The organism is Paenarthrobacter sp. AR 02 (genome assembly GCF_021538675.1).
In the GTDB taxonomy this organism is placed as follows: Bacteria; Actinomycetota; Actinomycetes; order Actinomycetales; family Micrococcaceae; genus Arthrobacter.
The window spans coordinates 85,824-105,447 of the sequence record NZ_JAJUKH010000014.1 but is presented as its reverse complement, the minus strand read 5'-3'; the positions used below and the strand labels follow the sequence as shown (position 1 = coordinate 105,447).

Annotated in this window: 18 protein-coding genes; 9 read left to right on the top strand and 9 right to left on the bottom strand. The window is 62.6% G+C overall.

Going from position 1 to position 19,624, the window contains the following annotated elements; all coding sequences use genetic code 11:
- Window positions 1-288: 288 nt before the first annotated feature.
- Complete coding sequence (locus LRQ04_RS19565; protein WP_235521973.1) at window positions 289-1,311, top strand: LacI family DNA-binding transcriptional regulator; 1,023 nt, start codon at window positions 289-291, stop codon at window positions 1,309-1,311.
- Window positions 1,312-1,423: 112 nt separating this feature from the next.
- On the opposite strand, the gene LRQ04_RS19560 is transcribed toward LRQ04_RS19565, so the two are convergent.
- The 6 genes from LRQ04_RS19560 to LRQ04_RS19535 all read right to left on the bottom strand — a co-directional run bounded on the left by LRQ04_RS19560 (window position 1,424) and on the right by LRQ04_RS19535 (window position 5,897).
- Window positions 1,424-1,756, bottom strand: coding sequence for a DUF6510 family protein (locus tag LRQ04_RS19560; RefSeq protein ID WP_235521972.1), 333 nt, complete (start codon window positions 1,754-1,756; stop codon window positions 1,424-1,426).
- A complete protein-coding gene (locus tag LRQ04_RS19555; protein WP_235521971.1) occupies window positions 1,753-2,490 on the bottom strand; it encodes a ferredoxin reductase in 738 nt (245 codons plus the stop codon). Before LRQ04_RS19555 ends, LRQ04_RS19560 begins: the two co-directional genes overlap by 4 nt.
- Before the next feature lie 10 nt (window positions 2,491-2,500).
- The gene (locus tag LRQ04_RS19550; RefSeq protein WP_235521970.1) at window positions 2,501-3,091 is read right to left on the bottom strand and encodes a sulfite oxidase-like oxidoreductase; all 591 of its coding nucleotides are present in this window, start codon (window positions 3,089-3,091) and stop codon (window positions 2,501-2,503) included.
- A 105-nt stretch (window positions 3,092-3,196) separates the two neighbouring features.
- Window positions 3,197-3,664, bottom strand: a complete 468-nt coding sequence (gene lepB / locus LRQ04_RS19545) for a signal peptidase I (protein ID WP_235521969.1) — start codon at window positions 3,662-3,664, stop codon at window positions 3,197-3,199.
- Window positions 3,661-5,271 (bottom strand): multicopper oxidase family protein, encoded by a 1,611-nt coding sequence (locus LRQ04_RS19540; protein ID WP_235521968.1) that lies wholly within the window; start codon window positions 5,269-5,271, stop codon window positions 3,661-3,663. Before LRQ04_RS19540 ends, lepB begins: the two co-directional genes overlap by 4 nt.
- Window positions 5,272-5,387: 116 nt before the next feature.
- A complete protein-coding gene (locus tag LRQ04_RS19535) occupies window positions 5,388-5,897 on the bottom strand; it encodes a DUF4352 domain-containing protein (RefSeq protein WP_235521967.1) in 510 nt (169 codons plus the stop codon).
- Between the two features lie 197 nt (window positions 5,898-6,094).
- On the opposite strand from LRQ04_RS19535, the gene LRQ04_RS19530 reads away from it, so the two are divergent.
- The 6 genes from LRQ04_RS19530 to LRQ04_RS19505 all read left to right on the top strand — a co-directional run bounded on the left by LRQ04_RS19530 (window position 6,095) and on the right by LRQ04_RS19505 (window position 14,368).
- Entirely contained in the window at window positions 6,095-8,371 is a 2,277-nt protein-coding gene (locus LRQ04_RS19530) for a fibronectin type III domain-containing protein (protein WP_235521966.1), read from the top strand.
- 254 nt (window positions 8,372-8,625) lie between these two features.
- On the top strand, window positions 8,626-9,957 hold the full coding sequence (locus tag LRQ04_RS19525) for a BTAD domain-containing putative transcriptional regulator (RefSeq protein WP_235521965.1): 1,332 nt from the start codon (window positions 8,626-8,628) through the stop codon (window positions 9,955-9,957).
- 15 nt (window positions 9,958-9,972) lie between these two features.
- The gene (locus LRQ04_RS20715) at window positions 9,973-11,364 is read left to right on the top strand and encodes a sensor histidine kinase (RefSeq protein WP_235521964.1); all 1,392 of its coding nucleotides are present in this window, start codon (window positions 9,973-9,975) and stop codon (window positions 11,362-11,364) included.
- A 328-nt stretch (window positions 11,365-11,692) separates the two neighbouring features.
- Entirely contained in the window at window positions 11,693-13,186 is a 1,494-nt protein-coding gene (locus LRQ04_RS19515; RefSeq protein WP_235521963.1) for a cell wall metabolism sensor histidine kinase WalK, read from the top strand.
- On the top strand, window positions 13,171-13,884 hold the full coding sequence (locus LRQ04_RS19510) for a response regulator transcription factor (RefSeq protein WP_235521962.1): 714 nt from the start codon (window positions 13,171-13,173) through the stop codon (window positions 13,882-13,884). The genes LRQ04_RS19515 and LRQ04_RS19510 overlap by 16 nt, the downstream gene beginning before the upstream one ends.
- A 79-nt stretch (window positions 13,885-13,963) precedes the next feature.
- Window positions 13,964-14,368 carry a hypothetical protein gene (locus LRQ04_RS19505; protein WP_235521961.1) on the top strand — a complete coding sequence of 135 codons (405 nt, stop codon included), beginning with the start codon at window positions 13,964-13,966 and terminating at the stop codon, window positions 14,366-14,368.
- Window positions 14,369-14,399: 31 nt separating this feature from the next.
- On the opposite strand, the gene LRQ04_RS19500 is transcribed toward LRQ04_RS19505, so the two are convergent.
- On the bottom strand, window positions 14,400-15,203 hold the full coding sequence (locus LRQ04_RS19500; RefSeq protein WP_235521960.1) for an IclR family transcriptional regulator: 804 nt from the start codon (window positions 15,201-15,203) through the stop codon (window positions 14,400-14,402).
- 169 nt (window positions 15,204-15,372) lie between these two features.
- On the opposite strand from LRQ04_RS19500, the gene LRQ04_RS19495 reads away from it, so the two are divergent.
- Window positions 15,373-16,194, top strand: coding sequence for an Asp/Glu racemase (locus LRQ04_RS19495; RefSeq protein WP_235521959.1), 822 nt, complete (start codon window positions 15,373-15,375; stop codon window positions 16,192-16,194).
- A gap of 12 nt (window positions 16,195-16,206) precedes the next feature.
- Window positions 16,207-17,583 carry an SLC13 family permease gene (locus LRQ04_RS19490; RefSeq protein ID WP_235521958.1) on the top strand — a complete coding sequence of 459 codons (1,377 nt, stop codon included), beginning with the start codon at window positions 16,207-16,209 and terminating at the stop codon, window positions 17,581-17,583.
- A 78-nt stretch (window positions 17,584-17,661) separates the two neighbouring features.
- Here LRQ04_RS19490 and LRQ04_RS19485 read toward each other — a convergent pair whose 3' ends face one another.
- Window positions 17,662-18,282 (bottom strand): flavin reductase family protein, encoded by a 621-nt coding sequence (locus LRQ04_RS19485; protein ID WP_235521957.1) that lies wholly within the window; start codon window positions 18,280-18,282, stop codon window positions 17,662-17,664.
- Between the two features lie 209 nt (window positions 18,283-18,491).
- Window positions 18,492-19,523 (bottom strand): aldo/keto reductase, encoded by a 1,032-nt coding sequence (locus LRQ04_RS19480; RefSeq protein ID WP_235521956.1) that lies wholly within the window; start codon window positions 19,521-19,523, stop codon window positions 18,492-18,494.
- Window positions 19,524-19,624 lie beyond the last annotated feature (101 nt).

The following is a 19,624-nucleotide window of genomic DNA, read 5'->3' as shown; positions in this document are numbered from 1 at the left end:
GTTCGACGGCGGTGGCGTGGGAACTGCTCTCATCGCGCCCGAAAATTCCTGCCCGGAGATCGTAGTGGCCATCCAGCCGCATGGCGTAACGGTGGGTCTTGCCGATGTCGGCGCCCGGACCGCCACCGACCATTCCAGCGACCAGTCGGCGCGAGTCAGGTGCACTCATTGATAGATCCTCATTGATTATTTGGAATATACTTGGACCGGTCCATAGTGGCCATGAAGAGCCCACACAGTCAAGCCTCTAAGCTTGAATGAAATTCGTCGCAACGAGAGGACCAGTGCGTGAGTGACGCTTCCAGCACACCAAGGCCCAAGCCCACCATCCGCGATGTCGCGAGCGCCGCAGGGGTTTCCAAGTCCTTGGTCTCACTGGTCCTCCAGGGGTCGGTCAACGTCAGTGAGGGCCGCCGCCGTGCTGTCCTGAAGGCCATGGAGGAGCTGGGTTACCGACCCAACCGGCTGGCCCAACGCCTGTCCGGCCCTCGAAGCGGAACCATCGGCGTGATGCTCAATGACATCCGAAACCCCTGGTTCGTGGAACTGCTGGAAGGGCTGACGGCGTCCCTGCACGCGGCCGGTATTTCACCGGTTCTGGCCGATTCCTACACCGACACCCGCGTGGGCCGCAGCTCCTTGGAAACCTTGCTGGAGCAGCGGATCGATGGCGTGGTGGTGGTGGGTACCACCCCGGAGTCGGCCGCCATCGAAAAGGCGGCGCAGAGTATTCCCGTCGTTTTGGCCGGAACCCGCGAACCGCACCTCCCCGGCGTCGACATCGTGGTCAATGACGACGACGACGGCGCCCGGCAGGCGACCGAACACCTCCTCACACTGGGGCACCGCAGGATCGCGCACCTGCAGGGGCCCGGCGAGGTGGGCAAGATCCGGCGCGAATCATTCGAACGAACCATACGCGAGGCCGGACTGGCACCAATGGTGGTGGTTGCCGGCGGAATGAGTGAGGAAAGCGCGTACGCTGCCGCGAGCCGCCTCCTGGCAGGAACGGACAGGCCAACCGCGATCTTCGCCTACAACGACATCGCCTGTATCGGCGCATTATCCGCCGCTGACGACCTTGGGCTTTCGGTACCTAAGGACCTCTCACTCGTGGGCTACGACAACACCTATCTGGCCAAAATCCGGCACCTCTCGCTGACCTCCGTGGACAACGGCAATCTGGCAGTGGGCGTCGAGGCCGGAAAGTTCATCCTCGAGCGCCTGGCAGCTCCGGGTCTTCCGGCCCGGCTGCACGAAGTGCCATCCCAGTTGCAGGTGCGGGGGTCCACAGGGAACGCACCTTCCTGACTACTCGCACGTCAATGGGAGCCCGAAGAGGAGCGACGCACCAAGCCTGCAAGCGAGCGGAACCGCAAGAGATCGGACGATTCCGGCGCTGGGTGATCCACCCTGGTGCGGATTACTCCTCGCGGTCGATCTCGAGGTAGCTAAGACCGCTCAGATCCAGCCAATACCGGGTTGGTGTCTCGACCACCCGTAGGAGGACACCCTGGCAGTCGCGACACCGCACCACCAGGCCGGGGGCGTCGGTAAAGACCATGGCCGCCCCAAAGTAGCGTACTGAACCGCAATGCCGGCAGCGTCCGAGGGCGGCGATGATGTCGATCCGGAAGACTTCAGACAAGGCGCCCGCCGCTGCATTCCCGTCGAGATACGGGATCGCATGATGGGCTGCAGCGGCGATGTCCTGATCCTCGGGTTCGGAAGCAGTGAAGTTGTCGGCGCTGTTCACTGGATGCCTCCCGTCCCGCCAAAGCGTTCGGTCCGGATCGACTCCGCCGGGTAGCCGGCGTTCACAAGCCAGTCCGCAACCGCCTCTACGAATACTGTTTGTCCGCAGACAAATACGTCCGGAATCTCCCTGATCGGAAAAATCGTTGCCAAAAGGGTGTCCGACGTCAGACGGGCCGGTACGGACGGCCACCCCTCCGGCGTCGAACGCGTAAAGACGTAGTCCACCGACAACTTTGCCGATTCGCGGTCCAACCTGCGCAGTTCGTCTCGGTAAAGCAAGGTCTCAGGGGACTTGAGGGAGTAAAGCAGCCGGAAAGGCGATACGTTACGGGAAGCCTGGTGGGCGCGAATCATGGACATGAGCGGCACCACCCCCGAACCTCCCCCGATCAGTTGCACGGGGTTCACGCGGCTGGGCCGCCAAACAAACCAGCCGCCTACGGGCCCCCGAATTTCCAACTGATCGCCTACGGACAGGTTCCGGACAAGGTAAGGGGACACTTCGCCGTCGGGCAGTTCATCGACGGTAATTTCCAGATGTCCATCCAAACCCGCAGATGCCACCGAGTACGAGCGGATGGCAGTATAGCCGTCATCGGCGGTAAGGCGGATGTCGATATGCTGGCCCGCAAGGTGTCCCCTCAGGCCCTCCACGCGCAGCCGTATCGTCCGTGCTGTGTCGGTTTCGTGCGTCCCGCCGACCACTTCAGCGACCTGCCATACGGAGCTCATGGCACGCGCCTCACGAGTACCGCTCCTCTCGCCACGGATTGCCATGAAGGTGATAGCCGTTTGATTCCCAAAAACCGGGAATGTCCTCCCCCGTCAGCTCCAAGCCGTGAATCCATTTGGCACTTTTCCAAAAATACAGGTGCGGTACCAGAAGCCGCGCCGGACCACCGTGGGCCCGGGCCAGCGGTTGTCCATCGAATTCCCACACCACCCAGGCCTTCCCGCCCAAGAGATCCCAGAGTGGGATATTCGTTGTGTAGCCGCCGAAGGAATGGGCCATGGCGAAGTCGCTGGTCGGTTCCACCATTTCGAAGAACGTGTCCAGCAGAACTCCCCGCCACCTCGTTCCCATTTTGGACCAACTGGTCACACAGTGAATATTCTGGGAAATTTCTTCCTGCGGCAAAGCCATGAAGTCGTCCCAGGACCAGGAATACCGCTGGCCACCCTCCGTGGTGATGAAGAATTCCCAGGAGTCGATAGGGATTGACGGAGCGGGTCCGGCCGTGAGTACGGGAAAGTCTGGTGTCTCATGCTGGCCTGGAGGCAGGGCAGGGTTCTCCGCACGCCGTCCACGGAATCCGGACGAAATGATACCCAAGATGCACCTCCACGGTGGAGCCCCATCCGGCCAAAGGCCGTTGATTCCCCCACCATAGGACACCCCGACGCAGGGGTCCAGACATGAACCACATGGCTCGTGAAATCAGGTATGGGCCATGATGGTGCCTTGGACGGACGTCAGGGGCACCGTCCCGTAGTCCCGGGAATCAATGGAGACTCCCCTGTTGTCGCCCAGCACGAAAATGGTGCCGGCCGGAACAGTCATTGGTCCGAAGTAGCTCGCATCGATACGGCTGTGATCGATGCGGGGTTCCTCCACGTGTTTCCCGTCCACGTAGAGCTCAGCGTCTCGGAGCTCTACAATCTGACCTTCAAGGGCAACGACCCTTTTGATGGCCGTATTGCCATCAGGGCTTGCAAAGGCCACAACAACGCCCCTGCGTATGAGCCCCGCTGATGCGGCCGGTTTGTACACCAGCACCACCGAACCCTCGCCAATGGCTGGCTCCATGCTGTCGGAGGACACAGTGAACGGTTCCACCAACCACGCTCGCGTGGCGAGGATGACCAGGACCGGGATGATTGCCAGCGCGAGGCCACGTGCTCTCATTCTTTCGTGTCGTCCCACTCTGCTTTCGCCGCCGTCATCGGGTCGTTGACGTCCGGATCCGACTCTTTGAGGCCCACTCGGAACTGGACCATCATGTCGTGGTCCTCATGCGGGAGGTTGTGACAGTGCATCATGTAGAGGCCAGGGTGGGGCGTGAATTTCATGAGTAGCCTGACCTTTTCGTCCTCACCGACGTACACGACGTCCTTCGGTCCCCGTTCGTGGGGGTAAGGTGCCTGACCGTTGCGGCTGAGGATCTGAAAATCGACCAGGTGGATGTGGACCGGGTGGAACCAGCCGCCCGATTTGTTTTCGATCTCCCAAAGTTCCACCGAGTTCAAGGCCGGGTCCGCGGCGACCTTTTTGTATCCACTGGCAATGACGTGCTGCCAACTGTCGTCGTTGATGGTCCACAGGTTGGTGCTGTCGCTGCGCTTGACCCGGAAGGTGCGGGTCTTTACCGCCTGGCTTGATTTCAGCGTCATCGCCTCGCTCCCCGTCAGGGTGGTGGGTATCCGGTTCCACGTCGGGTCCGTGGTGTCCACGGCCTCGTCGGTGACATCGAAGGCCATGATCTTGTTGGTGTAGTCGTAGTCCACGTTGTTCTTGTTGGACAGGTTTCTCAGCTCAACCCGCTGTCCGGTCTTGTAATTTCGGAAGTCGATGAGGATCTCGTACCGTTCCGCGCCGCCGTGCCGATAGCTGGCTACGCTTTGGGACGTGGGCATGAGGCCCCCATCGGTTCCGACCACCACCAAAGGATCCCCTGTGCTCAGGGTGGGCCTTAGGGAACGGGAAATGGAGGCGTTCAGTACCCTGAAGCGGTAGACACGCTTCTGAACTTTCATCACGGGCCAAGGCTTGCCGTTGACCAGGATCACGTCTCCCCAAAGTCCCGAGTGGGTGTTGTCGTCGTAGCCGAGTGAGCCGTCTGAGGCGAACATGACGTCATTGATGGTCAGAGCCACATCGTACCGGCCCTGCGGGAGCAATTGCCGCTCGATCGGGTCATGCATGTGGTACTGCGCTGCCAAACCGGAGTAGGCATTCATCGCCGTGAAATGGACGCCGTGGTCGTGGTACCAGAGGGTACGGGCGGGCTGGAAGTTGGGATAGTGGTAATCCTTGAAGAACCCAGGATGCGTGATGTCGGAGGCGTAGCCGTCATATTGTGGCAACGAGGCTGATCCGTGCAGATGGGTGGAAGTAGACAGGGCGTGTCCATCCAGCGCATGCTGCGCGGGGAGCTGGTTGCGGACTCTCAGCACAGCTTTTGTACCTTGATCCAGGCTGATAGTGGGTCCGGGGAAGATTCCGTTGTACCCAAGGATAGGCGTGGTCAGCCTCGGGAGGATCCTGGCTGTTGCGGCCTGTTCGGTCACCTTGTAGTAATTGACCGGCAGCCCGTCGACCGGATCGATGCCTTTGGCATAGGGTCCAAGGAAGGGTGCTTGGACAAAGTCTGCCTGGAATGGTCGGGGCATCTCCTTGTCACTGAGGCGGCTGGCCGATTTGGCCTCCACCGAACCGGTCGGAAACATCGCGGCTCCAGCCCCGAGAACTCCCAGGCCTCCAATCAACAAGACCTGGCGGCGTGAAATGGTCATTTAGGTGCCTCCTTTGCTCAATACGCCGACTCTGCCGGGACCAGCTTGGGGATTCCCTGCCCGCATTGCCGTGTTCTTGGGAAAACCTTGGAAGTTCATGCGAGGGCCCTGCTTGATCACTTGGGTCGATGATGACCTGCACCGAGGGACAGGCCGGGGCCTCCGGGCAACTCGAGGGTCAGATCCACTGCACGGTCCGGAAGTTCGAAGACCAGCGTGGCGTCGATGCTCTGTCCCTGCCTGACAACGGCCGGGCCCGGCGCGGCCCAGACCGGCTTCCACTTGGCAGCACCCAAGGCCGAGACGGAGTACCGCGACGGGTCGAAGGTGATGCCATCGCTACCCGTGGCCGTGAACTCCACGAGGATTCGCACGCGGTGCATTTCCCCGACCGGTGGCTTGTCGAGTGCTGCCGCCGCTGTCGGCGGCGTCCAGCCGTCGGCTTCGACGGGGATGACGCCATTGATACGTCCCAATCCGCCGTCGGTTGTTCCGGACGCGCCCAGCATGGCCGGCGGCTTCCGCGGCCCTGTAGTCACGATTCCGGCCACTAAGGACCCTACGAGTATGAGCAAGGCCAGGGGTACAAGGACCCTCACGTGCCTACGGGCTGCTGTCAGTGCCATGGCGCCGAGTGTTCCCGCCGATTCTAGTGAAACCCTTGGGATCAGTGCTGACTGGTGATTCAGCAGCAGCCCACAGGGTGATGCGCGTCCTGTCGGGGTCCGCCAGGACAGCGTTTCCGCAAGGTCGCTTTCCTAACGTCGGTTCATGCGCAGTCAACGCGCGCAAGCACCCAGCACCCAGCACCAGTGAGGTTGTCATGAATGAAAAACTACATGCACCGGGAGGACCGCAGTTCCCCCGCAGGTACGGCAGGGCCGGCACCATTGCCGGAATCTCCGCAGTACTTTGCGCCACGTCCCTGATAGCTATTCCCTCCGCCAACGCTGCCGTGCCAACGTTCCCGGACAACCTGGTGGTTTTCCCGGACCGGGACTTCGTCACCATCGAGGGCTACCAGGACCGAGTGGGCCAAACAGGGTTGGTTGAGGTCACGCGAAAGGGAGCCGGCGTCGTAGGGTCCGCCCAGGGCGTTGTCGCCGCCGGCGACGTCGCCTTCGAGATCAACCACCCCGGGGGGTATTGCTGGGGCGCCGGCACCGGGCTGAACGTCACCCCCGACATCCGGCCCGGCGACGTCGTTTCCATCAAATTCAACGGCGCCGAGGCAGGGGCCACGACCGTCCAAGACGCGTACGTCACCGAGCACTCATCACTGTCAGGCACCACCCTGACGGTCAAGGGCCATGCCGGAGCCAACGTCAACCCAGCCCAAATGGAGCAGAGGATCGTGGAGCCTGCCCTCAAGGACACCAGTGTTGGCCGCCGGGATGTTCGCGCGGTACCAGGGCCGCTTACGGTCGAAAACGGATACAGTTCAAGTCTTACGTTCGGCCCTGACGGGACCTTCACGGCCACCTACGAATTCAACGACGCCGCCACCGCCGGGATTGCTGCGGCGGCCTCAGGTGAGCGCGCCATGGCCTGGGAGGTCGAAGACGCGGACGCCAACCGCCAAGGCCTGACCATCGCAGAGTTTGGTGAGCTGGGCGGTCCGGGAATGGGTGGCTGCCCCAACGGGCCCCTACAGTCCGGCCCCGCAGGGCCCACCAACGTCAAGGTGTCAAAGACCGGCTCCGACCTGAAGGTCAACTGGACCCCGGCGGAGGCAATCCCCGGCACCCCGGCCATCAGCGGTTATCGGATCACCGCCGTCGGACACACACGTACGGGCAATGAACAGACCGAGACCGGCGTGCGCGTCAGTGACCCCAAAGCTGCCAGCACGGTCATCAAGGGCCTCAGGTCCGACGAAGCCTACGACGTGTACGTCGTTTCTGTCAGTGCTGCAGGAGAAACCTTCCCTGCTGTTCCATTCATCCCGGAGACGGACACAACCAAACCCCTGGTGACCGCCTCCCCCAACGGTGGCACCTTCCCAACAGCCCAGGAGCTGACTCTTACTGCGAACGAGCTGGGCAGCGACATCTTCTACACACTGGACGGGAGCGACCCCATCGGAAGCGGTGGCGTCGCCGCTGAGGATGCCAACCTCTACAAGGGGCCGGTTCCAGTATCTGCAAGCACTAAGCTCACGTACGCCGCCATCGACCCTTCGGGAAACGTCTCGGACAATGGCACCGTAGAATTCATCATCACCAATAACCCCGTCCCGGACGCCCCGGCCTTCACCGGAGCACCCGTAGCCGGCAAGGGCAGCGCCACAGTTTCCTGGACTGCACCCAACCCTGGCGCTGAAGGTTTGACCATCTCGGGCTACACCGTCCAGGCCTACACCGGGAACGGTGCATTCGGGTCACAGAAAAAGGTGGCGGGAAACGTAACCAGCCTTGTCTACGACGGACTCGACGGCGACACAGAGTACCGCTTCACGGTCAGGGCAAGCAACGCCAACGGCGACAGTCCCGAATCCGCCAAGAGCGAACCGGTCACAGTCCAGGGAGAGGTAGTAGCCAACGCCGGACCTGACCAAAGCATCGTCCGACGCACTACAGCGTCCAATGTAACGCTCGACGGCACAGGGTCCACCGCCACTGGCGCCACTTACCAATGGAGGCAGGTGCTGAGCAACCCGACCGACCCGGACGCAGTCAACTTGGCAGGCAGCACCACGCTGCAGCCCACGTTCAGCCTGCCCGTCTACAAATACCCAATGACCAACAAACCGCTCACGTTCGAGCTGACGGTAACCGCAGGCGGAGGCACGAAGACCGACGTCGTCACTGTGACGCCTATCCCGGACCGCGTCACAGCGCAAGGGCAATGGAAGAGCCGTGACTTCCGGGTCGACGGCACCAGCACCGTAGTAGGCGGAACGATCACCGTACGGTCCGGCGGGCCCGGTGGCGCAGTCCTCGGCACGGCGCCTGTTACCGCAGCAGCCGCGCCTGGGACAGGGGGGATCTTCACCTTACGGCTCAGGGACGGGAACGCACCGGCAGCCAACCCCGGCACCATCTGGATTGAATCCACGCTCGGTGGCACGGCAGGACCCATCACTGTGGTGAACAAGTAGTACTGCACCCCGCCGCAGGGGCCCGGCGTCGTCCGTCCAAACGGACGACGCCGGGCCCCTGATCTGTGTTCTGCGGCTACCGGGCAAAGGCCGGGATGGGTAGAACCCGGGTACGCAAACCAAGTACCGGGACTCCCGAACCAAGTAGCCGCGAACCAACATGAGCAGAAAAATGAGTACCCACCACTGTTGTCCGGTATTCTGCCGGTGGATTCAATGGTCTGGATGCATCTGAACTACACGATGGAACACCAGTGAACACTCTCAATCTCGCCAACCATCCGGTGGCCATCCCACAGGAACCGACGCCATCATGGAACGGGCCCCGACTCCACGTACGAGTGCTGGGGCCGTTGACCATCCACCGTGGCGACACCGAACTGAGCGCCAACGACCTCGGCGGGCCGAAGCCCCGCCAGGTCCTTGAGATTCTGCTCCTTAATTTCGGGACTGCGGTCTCCAAGACCCGCCTGATGGACCTGCTCTGGGACGGTAAGCACCCCGCCGTCGCCCTACCAACACTCGAAAGCTATGTCAGTGTTCTGCGCCGCCATCTGCAGCCCGGCTTCGGCAGATCCGGACCCGTCCGAACAGTCACCGGCGGGTACGCCATCGATGCCACCATGGTGGACCTGGACCTGGACCGGTTCGGAACCCTGACCAAGCAGGCCAGTCAAGCGCCACCGAGGCGAGCCTTGGACCTGCTCACGGAGGCGCTGGACCTCGCTTCCGCGCCGCTGCTTGGTGACGAGCTCCTGCCGGCGTGGGCAGAGGATGAACGGGCGGGGCATGCAACACGCGTCGCAGCCGTCAAGGTCAGAGCCGCTGAAGTTGCCCTCTCCGTAGGCGAACTGGATCAGGCAATAACCATCAGTGAGTCTGTCACGAGGCTGGACCCGCTCAATGAGCGGGCATGGACCACGCTCGTAGTCGGGCTCGAACGCAACGGAGACGCGGTCGCGGCCCTCACGGCCTTTGACCGCTGCCGCAAAATCATGGCCAGCGAACTGGGCTGCACACCGAATCAGGCACTGACCGAGGCCCAGGCCAGATTGCTGGCGCTCACGGCCGTCCGGGACACCCGGTCAGTGGATGGTCCTCCCCGCGCCACGACCAGCAAAGAGCGAACAGCCCTGACCGATGTCGAACGCCTGCGAATCCTCATCGTCGATGACCACACGACCTTCTCCGACCTGCTGGCCGGGGCGTTGGACAGGGAACCCGACTTGCAAAGCGTAGGTGCCGCCAGGTCCGCTGCCGCGGCCGTAACGATGTATCAAGAGACCCGGCCCGACGTGGTGCTCATGGACCTCTACCTCACGGACGGTTCAGGGCTCACGGCAGCCGAACGCATCCTCGCCCTTGATCCTGGAACGCGGATTGTCATGCTGACGGGTAATCCGTCCCAGGAAGCCCTGCGGGAAGCCGCCGGCATGGGAATCTGCGCCTTTCTTCCCAAAGACGGATCCCTCGGCGTCATGCTGGATACCCTGCGGCACGCACGGTCCGGCAACATGATTGTCCACCCGTCACTGGTAGCCGGACTGGGCAGCGGCCCCGTTGCTCCCGGGCATCCGGGCCGCTGACCAGGAAGCGTCAGGGTGGAGCAGCCGCCAGGCGGATACGAGCCCAGTACTGCTGAGCGCCGGGAAGTCCAGGCAGCTGTGGCACGATTTGTTACCGCGGGGTTCGTGGCCCTCATCCTTCTTGCAACGCCCGTCATCTTTTGGATCCGCGCCGAAGCAGAACAGCATGCGCTGGCGAACGCCCGTGACATGACACAGCGCCTTGCTGATAACGTCGTAGGCCCCCTCATCTCGACGGAACTGCTCGCCCGGGAACGTATGGCCCTGGACCTGCTCGATCAGCGCTTGGCACCCTGGCTGACCACCGGAACGCTCACCAGGATAAAGGTGTGGGACGAACACGGCACCGTGGTCTACTCGGATATGGACTCACTGATCGGTCAGCAATTTCAGCAGGAAGACTGGGCCCGCAAGCTTCTTGACGGCGGACCGGCTACTGCAACTTTGGAAACCCAAACCGAGCAGGAGAATGTTTACGAATCAGGTGCGGGGGAACTGGTGGAAGTTTACGTCCGGTCACGTTCGGTCAGCGGCGCACCGATGATCTTCGAAACGTACTCCCCTGGAGAAAATGTCCGCCGCGAGCAACATGAAGTCCTCATGGGCATGATCCCTCCGATGATCCTGTCCCTTGCAGCACTTCAGCTCGCCCAACTCTTTCCGGCTGTCCGGTTGGCCCGGAGAATCCAGGGACATCAAGCCGCAAAACACGCCCTCCTGAGGTACGCCGTAGAAGCCTCCGACCGGGAACGGCGACAGGTCGCGAGTGAACTTCACGACGACGTCATCCAAGACCTCTCGGGGTTGGCTTACGCACTGGAATCCGAGGAGCGGCGGGGGCCGCCAAACTTACGGCCCGTCTTCAGCAACGCCCGATTGATGCTTCAAAACACTGTACGGACACTGCGGGCCATGACCAACGAACTGTATCCACCGGACTTGGAGCGCATGGGCCTCAAAGCATCCCTCACGCGGTTGGCGGCTCCACTGGTAGACAGGGGCATCACGCTGACTATGGAATTTCCCGACCATCTGGTCGCAGACCGGGACCGGGCCGCACTGATGTACCGGGTGGTCCGGGAAGCACTGGTCAATGCAACGAAGCATTCCTCGGCGACCTCAGTACACATCCGGATCCGGCAATCTGATCGACTCACGAGGATTACAGTCAGCGACAACGGACACGGCTTTGAACCGAACCAGGAGAGCAACGAAGGGCACTACGGGCTGAGGATTCTCGGCGATACGATCAAGCACGCCGGCGGCACCTTTCACGTCAGATCCTCCCCGGGGGCCGGCACCATCATCGATGTGACATTGAGCGGGCCGGCTGAGCCGGGCCTGAACACCGTCCGGCCGACCCGACGAAATCACCGCAAACAACTTGCAGACAGAGCTGCGGGCTGACAGAACCGGCGGAAAGGGCTCCAGGGCCTGAAAGGCAACCCGAATGGCAGACGGGGCTGGTTCGTTACGTTGCCGCCGACCCGTTGCGGGGGACGTTGGAAAAACCATGCAGTGCCTGCCTGAATCCTGGTTGCCCGCACCAAAGAATTCTCCAAGCAGGGCCCTCTAGTTTAGGAGATAGACGGTCAACCGAGGTGGAATGAAGCACCCTGCCGCGGAACCCAGCCTGAAGCCGATCGGAGCGCCCATGGAACTGCGCAGAGCCCCCGCCGCCACCCCATCCGGTCCAACTCGCCCAGGGTTCCAACAGCATGTTCCGCATACAGCCATGACCCTCATGCAGGTCACACGGACAAGGGTGCAAAAACTTCGGGCAGGGTTCCGGACTGTGCGGGCCCGCGTATTGGCCTCAGTCGTGGCCTTCCTGGCAGTGGGACTGTTCGTGGCCGGCACTACCACACTTGCGGTGGACCTCGGGGAGCTGAACAACCGGGTCAGCGAGGATCTCCTCCGTCAGTCCCAACGCCTCCAGACCATCGCGGACCAGGGCACTCCCGAGGGCCGACCCTATGATTCCCTGGATGATCTCTTCACCGTCTTCCTCCGCGGCGGCACCTTGGGACGCCACGAATCCGTGATGGCCACCGTTATTGGCGGGAACACCTTCCTGCCCGCCGGGGAACAGGCGCTCAACCTGGGCCACCCCCAAGTCCTCGACGCCGTGCGCGCTGTGCCCGTCAACGACTCCATAGCCCTGCGGGATCTGAACCTTGATGGCCATACCGTGCGGCTGGCCATCACCCCCGTTTCCCTGGGCGGAAATTCGGCAATCGGACTCTTGGTTGCAGCCAATCAGATCGGACAACAACGGGAACAGATGGTGGCCTCATTCGGAACCTTCGCTGCAGTTTCCTTGGTCATACTGGTGCTGGCCGGTGGTGTGGGGTACGTAGTGACGGGCCGCCTGTTCGTTCCCATCCGCCGGCTGCGCCAGGCAACGGAACACACCACCTTCGAGGACGTCAGCAGCCGTGTTTCGGTACCCCCCGGCGATGACGACGTGTCCCAGTTGGCAGCCGACTTCAACCGCATGCTGGACCGGTTGGAAGCAGGCATTGAGGACCAGCGCCACTTCGTGGATGATGCCAGCCACGAATTGCGCACTCCCCTGACCATCATCGGTGGCCACCTTCAGCTCGTCGAGCCCTCGGATGTTCTCGAGGTCGCGGAAACAAGGGGCCTGCTCCTCGAAGAGGTGGACCGAATGCAGTCCCTTGTCAACGAACTCCTTGTTCTGGCCCGAAGCGGACGGGCCGACTTTTTCCAGCCGGACTGGGTCGATGCCGATTCGTTCCTCGAAGCTGCCATGGAACGGATCCGGGTGCTGGGAGACCGGCACTGGCAGATTGAACAGTTGCCTGGCGGCTGGTTCCGGGCAGATCGCAATCGCCTCACCCAAGCCATGGAACAACTCGCGGCCAATGCCGTACAATCCACGGACCCCGGGGACATTATCTCCATCGGTGCAGCGTGGGTCGCGCCGGAGAACTGCCCTTCCGGCGAAAGACACGACGAGCCCATCATTGAAATCTGGGTAGCCGATACCGGTTGCGGCATCAGCGCGGCGGACCAGGAGCGGATATTTGACCGGTTCGCCAGGGCAGGGGTGTCCAGGGGCGCCGAAGGATCAGGCTTGGGATTGGCCATCGTCAAAGCTATTGCTGAGGCGCACGGGGGCTCGGTCCGGCTGACATCCCGTGTCAACGGAGGCAGCCGGTTCGCCCTTGCCCTGCCGGGTGGAACATCGTGGCTCGCATTCTGATCGCCGACGACGAGCCGCGGATCGTTGCCTTTATCGGCAAAGGCCTGAGGGCGGCCGGCCACACCACTTCCTCGGCGGGAGACGGCATACAGGCCTTGGACTACGGCAGTTCCGGTGAATTCGACCTGCTGATACTGGATATTGGCATGCCCCGCATGGACGGACTGAGCGTACTGACGGCGTTGCGTGACATGAAGTGCACGGTTCCGGTAATCGTCCTGACTGCACGGGATTCGCTCCCTGACGAGCTGGCGGCGCTCGACGGCGGCGCGGACGACTATATGAGCAAGCCGTTCCGTTTCGAGGAGCTGCTGTCGCGGATACGGCTCAGGTTGAGGGAGAATCCAGCCACGCAGGAGGCCGCGGCCCCTGCCAGTGGCGACGTCAGGCTGGACATGGACCTCCGCAGCGCCATCGTCCGGGGCCGTTCGGTCCAATTAACCGCCCGCGAGTTTGCCATGGCGCACGTGTTCTTGGACCACGCTGGCAAGCTGCTGAGCCGCGAGCAGCTGCTTAGCAGGGTCTGGGGCTACGACTTTGACGGGGCCTCAAACGTGGTGGACGTTTATGTCGGATATCTGCGCGCCAAACTTGGTCCTGAGCATTTCCAGTCAGTCCGGGGAGCCGGCTACCGGTTCACCCCTGTCGAAGCAGGCACTGAAGCAGCAACCGGGAGCACCCCTGTGGACCATGGATGAGAAGTCTCTCATGGAAGATTCATTTCCCTTTCACAGCGGCAAGGAAGAGTGGTGGAACCAGCACATGGAAGGAAGACCAATGTCAAAGATGTGGTATCTCCCACTCGCTGCCGTTCTCGGCGCTGCAGGCCTGTCTGTGTGGGCACAAGCGAGTGCCGGACCGCCGCCTGGTGTCGCCCCTGGCGTCGTGGTCTCAACTGTAAATACCAGTACCGGGGCCACTGCTGCTGAAGACACGCCCGCACCCGGACAGCCGCCGTCCGTCAGTCCAGCACCCGCACCAAGCATCGCGGCGGTGCCTGAGCCCGTCCCGGCGACCCGGATCGTCCCGGCCGAACCGGTCACGTTGCCGCCAGCCCGGGTGGACGACAAAGGTGGGCTTCGTCAACGGGACGCTTCCGACGACAGCCCCGGCCACGAGCTCAAGGACGACAAGGGCGGGCTCCGCCAGGACCCGCGTCGTACTGGGCCGCTGGGCCCGTAATCGTGCCCAGGGGCAGGGTTGGCACACTTGTTTATGCGTTGCCGTGGAGCCCGGCAAAGATGTCGCTGCCTTGGTACCCAAGGGCGTAACTTGCTTCTCGACCCGCGCGGGCTACCACGGGCCCCAGCCGCGCAACATCGGCGGGTCCGACCCGCTGGGTGGGGAAGCCCAGGCCCACAGCGCATGCCAAACGACCGGCGTGGTCGAAGACCGGCGCACTGATGGACCCCACATCCTGGTTACGTTCCCCGAAGGCCGCGTAGTATCCCTGCGCCCGTGCCACGGCAGCTTGCTCCTTCAACGTCTGAAGTGTCACCGGGGTATCAGGAGTAAAGGCCTCGAGCACCTCCTCGTCCAAGGCGTCCCAGGCGCCGGGGTCAAAGGCCAGGAACACCTTTCCTGGAGCGCCCGCGTGAAGCGGCATGACCATACCCACCATGAACGGACGCATCACCACGTGCCGGGTCTCGGCCACCGCGACGACGGTGCGGAACGCGCCATCCCGGACGTACAGGCAGGCGGTTTCACCGGTTTCGTCGCGTAACTGCTGCAGAACCGGCTTCACCAGCCGGACCACGTCCAGTCCGAACGTCCCAGGGGTTGCCCAGCGGACCAGTCCGATGCCGATCCGGTACCGGTCGCCGTCGCGATCCAGGAACCCCTCGCGGAGCATGTTCTGGACCAATCGCTGGCAAGTACTGGACGGCAGTCCTGTCTTGCGGATGATCTGTTGCAGCGTTGGCTCCGGCTCATCCACGGAAAAACAGTCCAGAATCTCCGCGACCTTATGCAGGACCAACAGGGGCGAAGCCCCAGCCCCCTGTTCCTTCGCCACGTCCAATGCCCCTTCAGTCCTCTTCGCCAGCAGGCTCCAGCTTAGCGAGGCTGTCGGCAATACGTGAACGTGATCTATTTGACATCCCTCCCTGTGACCCACATCATGGGATGCGAACCCACTTTATGGGTTTACCCCAATGCCCCATCACAAAGACGTGGAGAATCCCATGAGCAACAACGCCGCAACCACCTGCGAAACCGCCCCCGAGCCCAAGCGTCCCGGGAGCAGCCGCGTGGGACTGATCGTCCCCAGCTCCAACACCACCATGGAGACTGAACTGCCGGAACTGTTCCGGCGCCAAGCTGAAGCGACCGGGCACAAATACACCTTCCACTCCGCCCGCGCAGGCATGAAGAAGGTCACCCGGGAAGAGCTGCTGGCCATGGTCGGCAAGGCAGCCCAGTGCGCCGAAGCGGTTTCCGACGCCGACGTGGACGTCATCGCCTACGCCTGCCTGGTGGCCGTGATGGCCCAAGGCCCTGAAGCCCACGACGGCTCCGAAAGGGTGATCGCAGATGCCGCCGCCAGCAATGGACACCCCGCGCCGGTCACCAGCAGCGCTGGTGCATTGGTCCGCACCCTGCACGAAATCGGCGCGGGCAAGGTAGCCATGATCACCCCATACATGAAGCCGCTGACCAAAATGGTGGTGGACTATATCGAAGGCTCGGGCATCACCGTGCTGGACGCCATCAGCCTTGAAGTAGCCGATAACCTCGCAGTGGGCTGCCTTGATCCGCAGAACCTGCCCGCACTGGCCCGAAGCCTGCAGCGCGAAGGCGCCGACGCCGTCGTCCTTTCCGCCTGCGTCCAGATGCCCTCGCTTGCCGCCGTCCAGGCAGTCGAGGACGAGCTGGGGCTCCCAGTCATCACAGCGGCCACCGCCACCACCTACGAAATCCTCAAGGCATTAGGCCACCAGCCGGCCATCAGCGGAGCGGGCAGCCTGCTGTCGGGCGCTGGTGTGCTGACAGCGGCGAAAGCTTAGGCGGCGGGCACTATGTCGCTGTCACTCATCGCGTTCCTGGTGCTCGTGGCGGCATTCGCCGTCGGCTCGTTCACCAAGATCAACGCCGGACTCCTTGCCACCATCGCCGCGTTCGGCGTGGGCACACTGCTGGCCGGGATGTCCGTCAAGGACGTCATCGGGCAGTTCCCCGCCGGACTGTTTTTCATCCTGGTAGGGGCCACGCTGCTCTTCGCCATTGTACGGATCAACGGCACCATCGATTTGCTGGCCTACTGGGCAGAACGGCTCGCCGGTAACCGCAGAGTACTGGTCCCGGTCCTCATGTTCCTGCTCACTGCTGCGCTGGCTTCGGCCGGCGCCTTCACACCGGCCGCCATTGCCATTGTCGCTCCGGTTGGCCTGGCGCTTGGAATGCGATTCGGCATCAGCACTCTGGCCATGGGCCTGGTCATTGTCCAGGGCGCCAACGCCGGGGCCTTCTCCCCTGTCAACCCCTTCGGCGTCCTGGGCAACAAAATGCTGGACGGCGCCGGAGCCTCAGACGGCTCGTTCAAGCTCTACGCCTACTGCTTCGTCTTCAATGCCGCCCTGGCCGTGATTGCCTACGTTCTGGTGCAGGCCATCGTGAAGCGCCGGGCAGCAAAAGCGGGCCCCATCGGCGACGGCGCCCCCGCCATAGCCATCGACGGCGGCGCCTCCGCACCCTCACCCAAAGGCACTGCAGGATCCGGCGTGGCCGTGCTTACGGCACCGGCGCAAACTTCAGTTGCGGGGCAGAGCACCCTGGCATCCGGCCCGGCCAAGGTGGCTGCCACCCCCATGCGCATCCTGACGCTTGCCGGGATCGCATCCCTCCTGGTGCTCACCACCGTGCTGGGACTGGATGTGGGAGTTGCCTCGTTGGTCATCGCGGGCGTGCTGATCATCCCGGACTCCAACGTGCAGAAGCCGGCGTTGGAAAGTATGCCTTGGTCAGCCATCATCCTGGTCACCGGAATCGTCACCTATGTGGGCATGCTTGAGAAAATGGGTGCGCTGAAGGAACTCCAGGAAGGCATTGCGGGCCTGGGTAACAGTTCGATTGCTGCCTTGATCGCCAGCTACGTGGTGGCCATTGTTTCGGCCTTCGCGTCCACCACGGGAACGTTGGGGGTCATCAGCCCCGTGATCGAGCCCATTGCCATGGACCCCCTGCTTTCGCCAATAGGCGTGGTGACGGCTATCGCCATCAGTTCCTCCGTAGTTGACGTCAGCCCCATGTCCACCAGTGGAGCACTTCTGATGGCAAGCGCGCAGCCCAAGGACGAGCGGATGTTTTTCCGCGCACTGCTGCTGTGGGCCATAGCGATGATCGGCGTTGTACCGCTTTTGGTCTGGTTCCTGTTCGTTCAGCTCGGGCTCGGCTAAGGGCTGCACACCGAAAGGAAAGGGACGTCCCGATCGGGACGTCCCTTTCCTTTCCCTGGAACTGGCTGCGGGCTCTCCCTAGGCCTTCGGCCGAAAATCTCCCGGCCAGTCCCCGAGTCGTATCCGCTTCCGGTCCTGGACGGCACCCAACGTGCCCCACTCGTCCCGGCCCATTCTGGCCAGCGGCTCCAGGAGGTCGATCCGCGGGTGGTTGCCCTCCAGCACTGCCTCATTAACGGCGGCATGCGTCACCTCGCCAAAAACAAGGGTTGAGTTACCTACCGGCAGCACGGAATGAAGTCTGCATTCAAGCACGGCCGGTGACTCCTTGACGCGCGGTACGGACACAGTCCGGCTCGGCTCACGCGTCAGGCCGACCGCGTCAAACTCACTGACATGCGGCGGGAAGTTGGTGCCGGTGGCGTTAACCTCTTCCAAGAGCCCTGCCGGGGCCAGGTTGACCACGAATTCTCCCGAGCCGATGATGCTCCGAAGTGAATCCTTTTCGCCTACCGACGTGAACTGCACAATCGGCGGCTTAGTTGACGCCAAGGTGAAAAACGAATGAGGCGCGACATTGTCAGTACCCTCCGGCGATACGGTCGATACCCAGGCGATGGGCCGGGGAACCACCACCGCGGTCAGAAACCGGTAAAAGTCACCGGGGGCCGTCGCTGAAGGACTAAAGTCATTTCGCATGTTGCCAGCCTATCGATCCGGAACCCCTGAACAAGCGAATTGCTCCCTTGCCGTAGGATCCGGATATAGTCTGCCGTCGGTCACATAGGTGCCTTCGCCAGGACAACCCGGAGCTCCGGACGGCGATTCTCGGCCTGCGGGAACGCACCTTCTTTACGCTTAACTGATCGCGCCTTCAACACAAGTTCCGGCCGTATTGGCCCTCGCCGCTACCTGCCGCCTTCGATCTTTCGGCTGCGCTGCTCATCGGCCATGGGCCCGTAGGGATAAACCCCGACGCGCGGCTGGCTGGCATGGGTCAGGCGCTCAGTTTCGTCGGACGTGAGTTCAAGTTCAGCAGCGGCAAGGTTGTCCATCAATTGGTCAACAGTACGGGCACCCAGGATCACGGACGTTACGGCTGGCCTATCCGCCAACCAAGCCAGCGCGACCTGCGAGGCGCTCACGCCGTGGTCAGCGGCAATTTGTCCTACGGCTCCAACAATGTCCCACGTGCGCGGGTCATCGTTGCGGGCCTGCCATGCTTCCATGCCCCGTGTGGGGTTCTCCCCCAACCGGGTCGCGCCAACAGGCGGCTCGTCGCGCTTGTACTTCCCGGACAGCCAGCCGCCACCAAGCGGCGACCACGGAAGCAGGCCTATCTTCGCGTCGAGGGACGCCGGCACGATCTCACTCTCGATCCCGCGAACCAGCAGGCTGTATTGCGGCTGCAGGGTAACGGGTGCGTTCCAGCCATGAGCCCTGGCGACGTGGACAGCCTTGGTCAATTGCCATCCGAGGAAGTTCGAGAATCCGTAGTAGGCGATCTTTCCGCTGCTGACAGCGTCGTGAAGGAAACGAAGGGTCTCTTCCAGCGGCGTGATGGGGTCCCATGCATGCATTTGATAAAGATCAATCTGCTCCACTCCGAGGCGGCGGAGGGAATCGTCCAAGGCCTTGGTCAGGTGCCGGCGGGATGTGCCTACATCGTTCGGGGCCTTGCCCATGGGGAAGCGTCCCTTGGTGGCCAGAACCACCAGGTCGCGTTGCTCCGGCCGGCGTGCAAGCCAGCGTCCGATGATTTCCTCCGACGTGCCGGCACTGTAAACGTCGGCTGTGTCGATGAAGTTGCCGCCCGCGGCAACATAGTTGTCCAGGATGGCGTGTGACGTTTCCTCCGTGGCTTCGACTCCAAACGTCATTGTTCCGAGCGCGTAGTTCGATACCACTGCCCCGCTGTTACCTAGTGTGCGATACTGCATAACTCTCCTCGGATCTCGGGCGGGGTGTTCCGGCTGGAGTCGACGATACCCACTTCGCACTGCCTGGTCAGCAGGTTTTCCTGTCCCTGTTCTTCCTAGGA

Bases quoted from the DNA above. Each gene is read 5' to 3' on its own strand.
- LRQ04_RS19555 (WP_235521971.1), bottom strand. From the start codon at position 2,490: ATGAGCTCCGTATGGCAGGTCGCTGAAGTGGTCGGCGGGACGCACGAA.
- lepB (WP_235521969.1), bottom strand. From the start codon at position 3,664: ATGAGAGCACGTGGCCTCGCGCTGGCAATCATCCCGGTCCTGGTCATC.
- LRQ04_RS19540 (WP_235521968.1), bottom strand. From the start codon at position 5,271: ATGACCATTTCACGCCGCCAGGTCTTGTTGATTGGAGGCCTGGGAGTT.
- LRQ04_RS19535 (WP_235521967.1), bottom strand. From the start codon at position 5,897: ATGGCACTGACAGCAGCCCGTAGGCACGTGAGGGTCCTTGTACCCCTG.
- LRQ04_RS19530 (WP_235521966.1), top strand. From the start codon at position 6,095: ATGAATGAAAAACTACATGCACCGGGAGGACCGCAGTTCCCCCGCAGG.
- LRQ04_RS19515 (WP_235521963.1), top strand. From the start codon at position 11,693: ATGACCCTCATGCAGGTCACACGGACAAGGGTGCAAAAACTTCGGGCA.
- LRQ04_RS19505 (WP_235521961.1), top strand. From the start codon at position 13,964: ATGTCAAAGATGTGGTATCTCCCACTCGCTGCCGTTCTCGGCGCTGCA.
- LRQ04_RS19495 (WP_235521959.1), top strand. From the start codon at position 15,373: ATGAGCAACAACGCCGCAACCACCTGCGAAACCGCCCCCGAGCCCAAG.
- LRQ04_RS19490 (WP_235521958.1), top strand. From the start codon at position 16,207: ATGTCGCTGTCACTCATCGCGTTCCTGGTGCTCGTGGCGGCATTCGCC.
- LRQ04_RS19485 (WP_235521957.1), bottom strand. From the start codon at position 18,282: ATGCGAAATGACTTTAGTCCTTCAGCGACGGCCCCCGGTGACTTTTAC.
- LRQ04_RS19480 (WP_235521956.1), bottom strand. From the start codon at position 19,523: ATGCAGTATCGCACACTAGGTAACAGCGGGGCAGTGGTATCGAACTAC.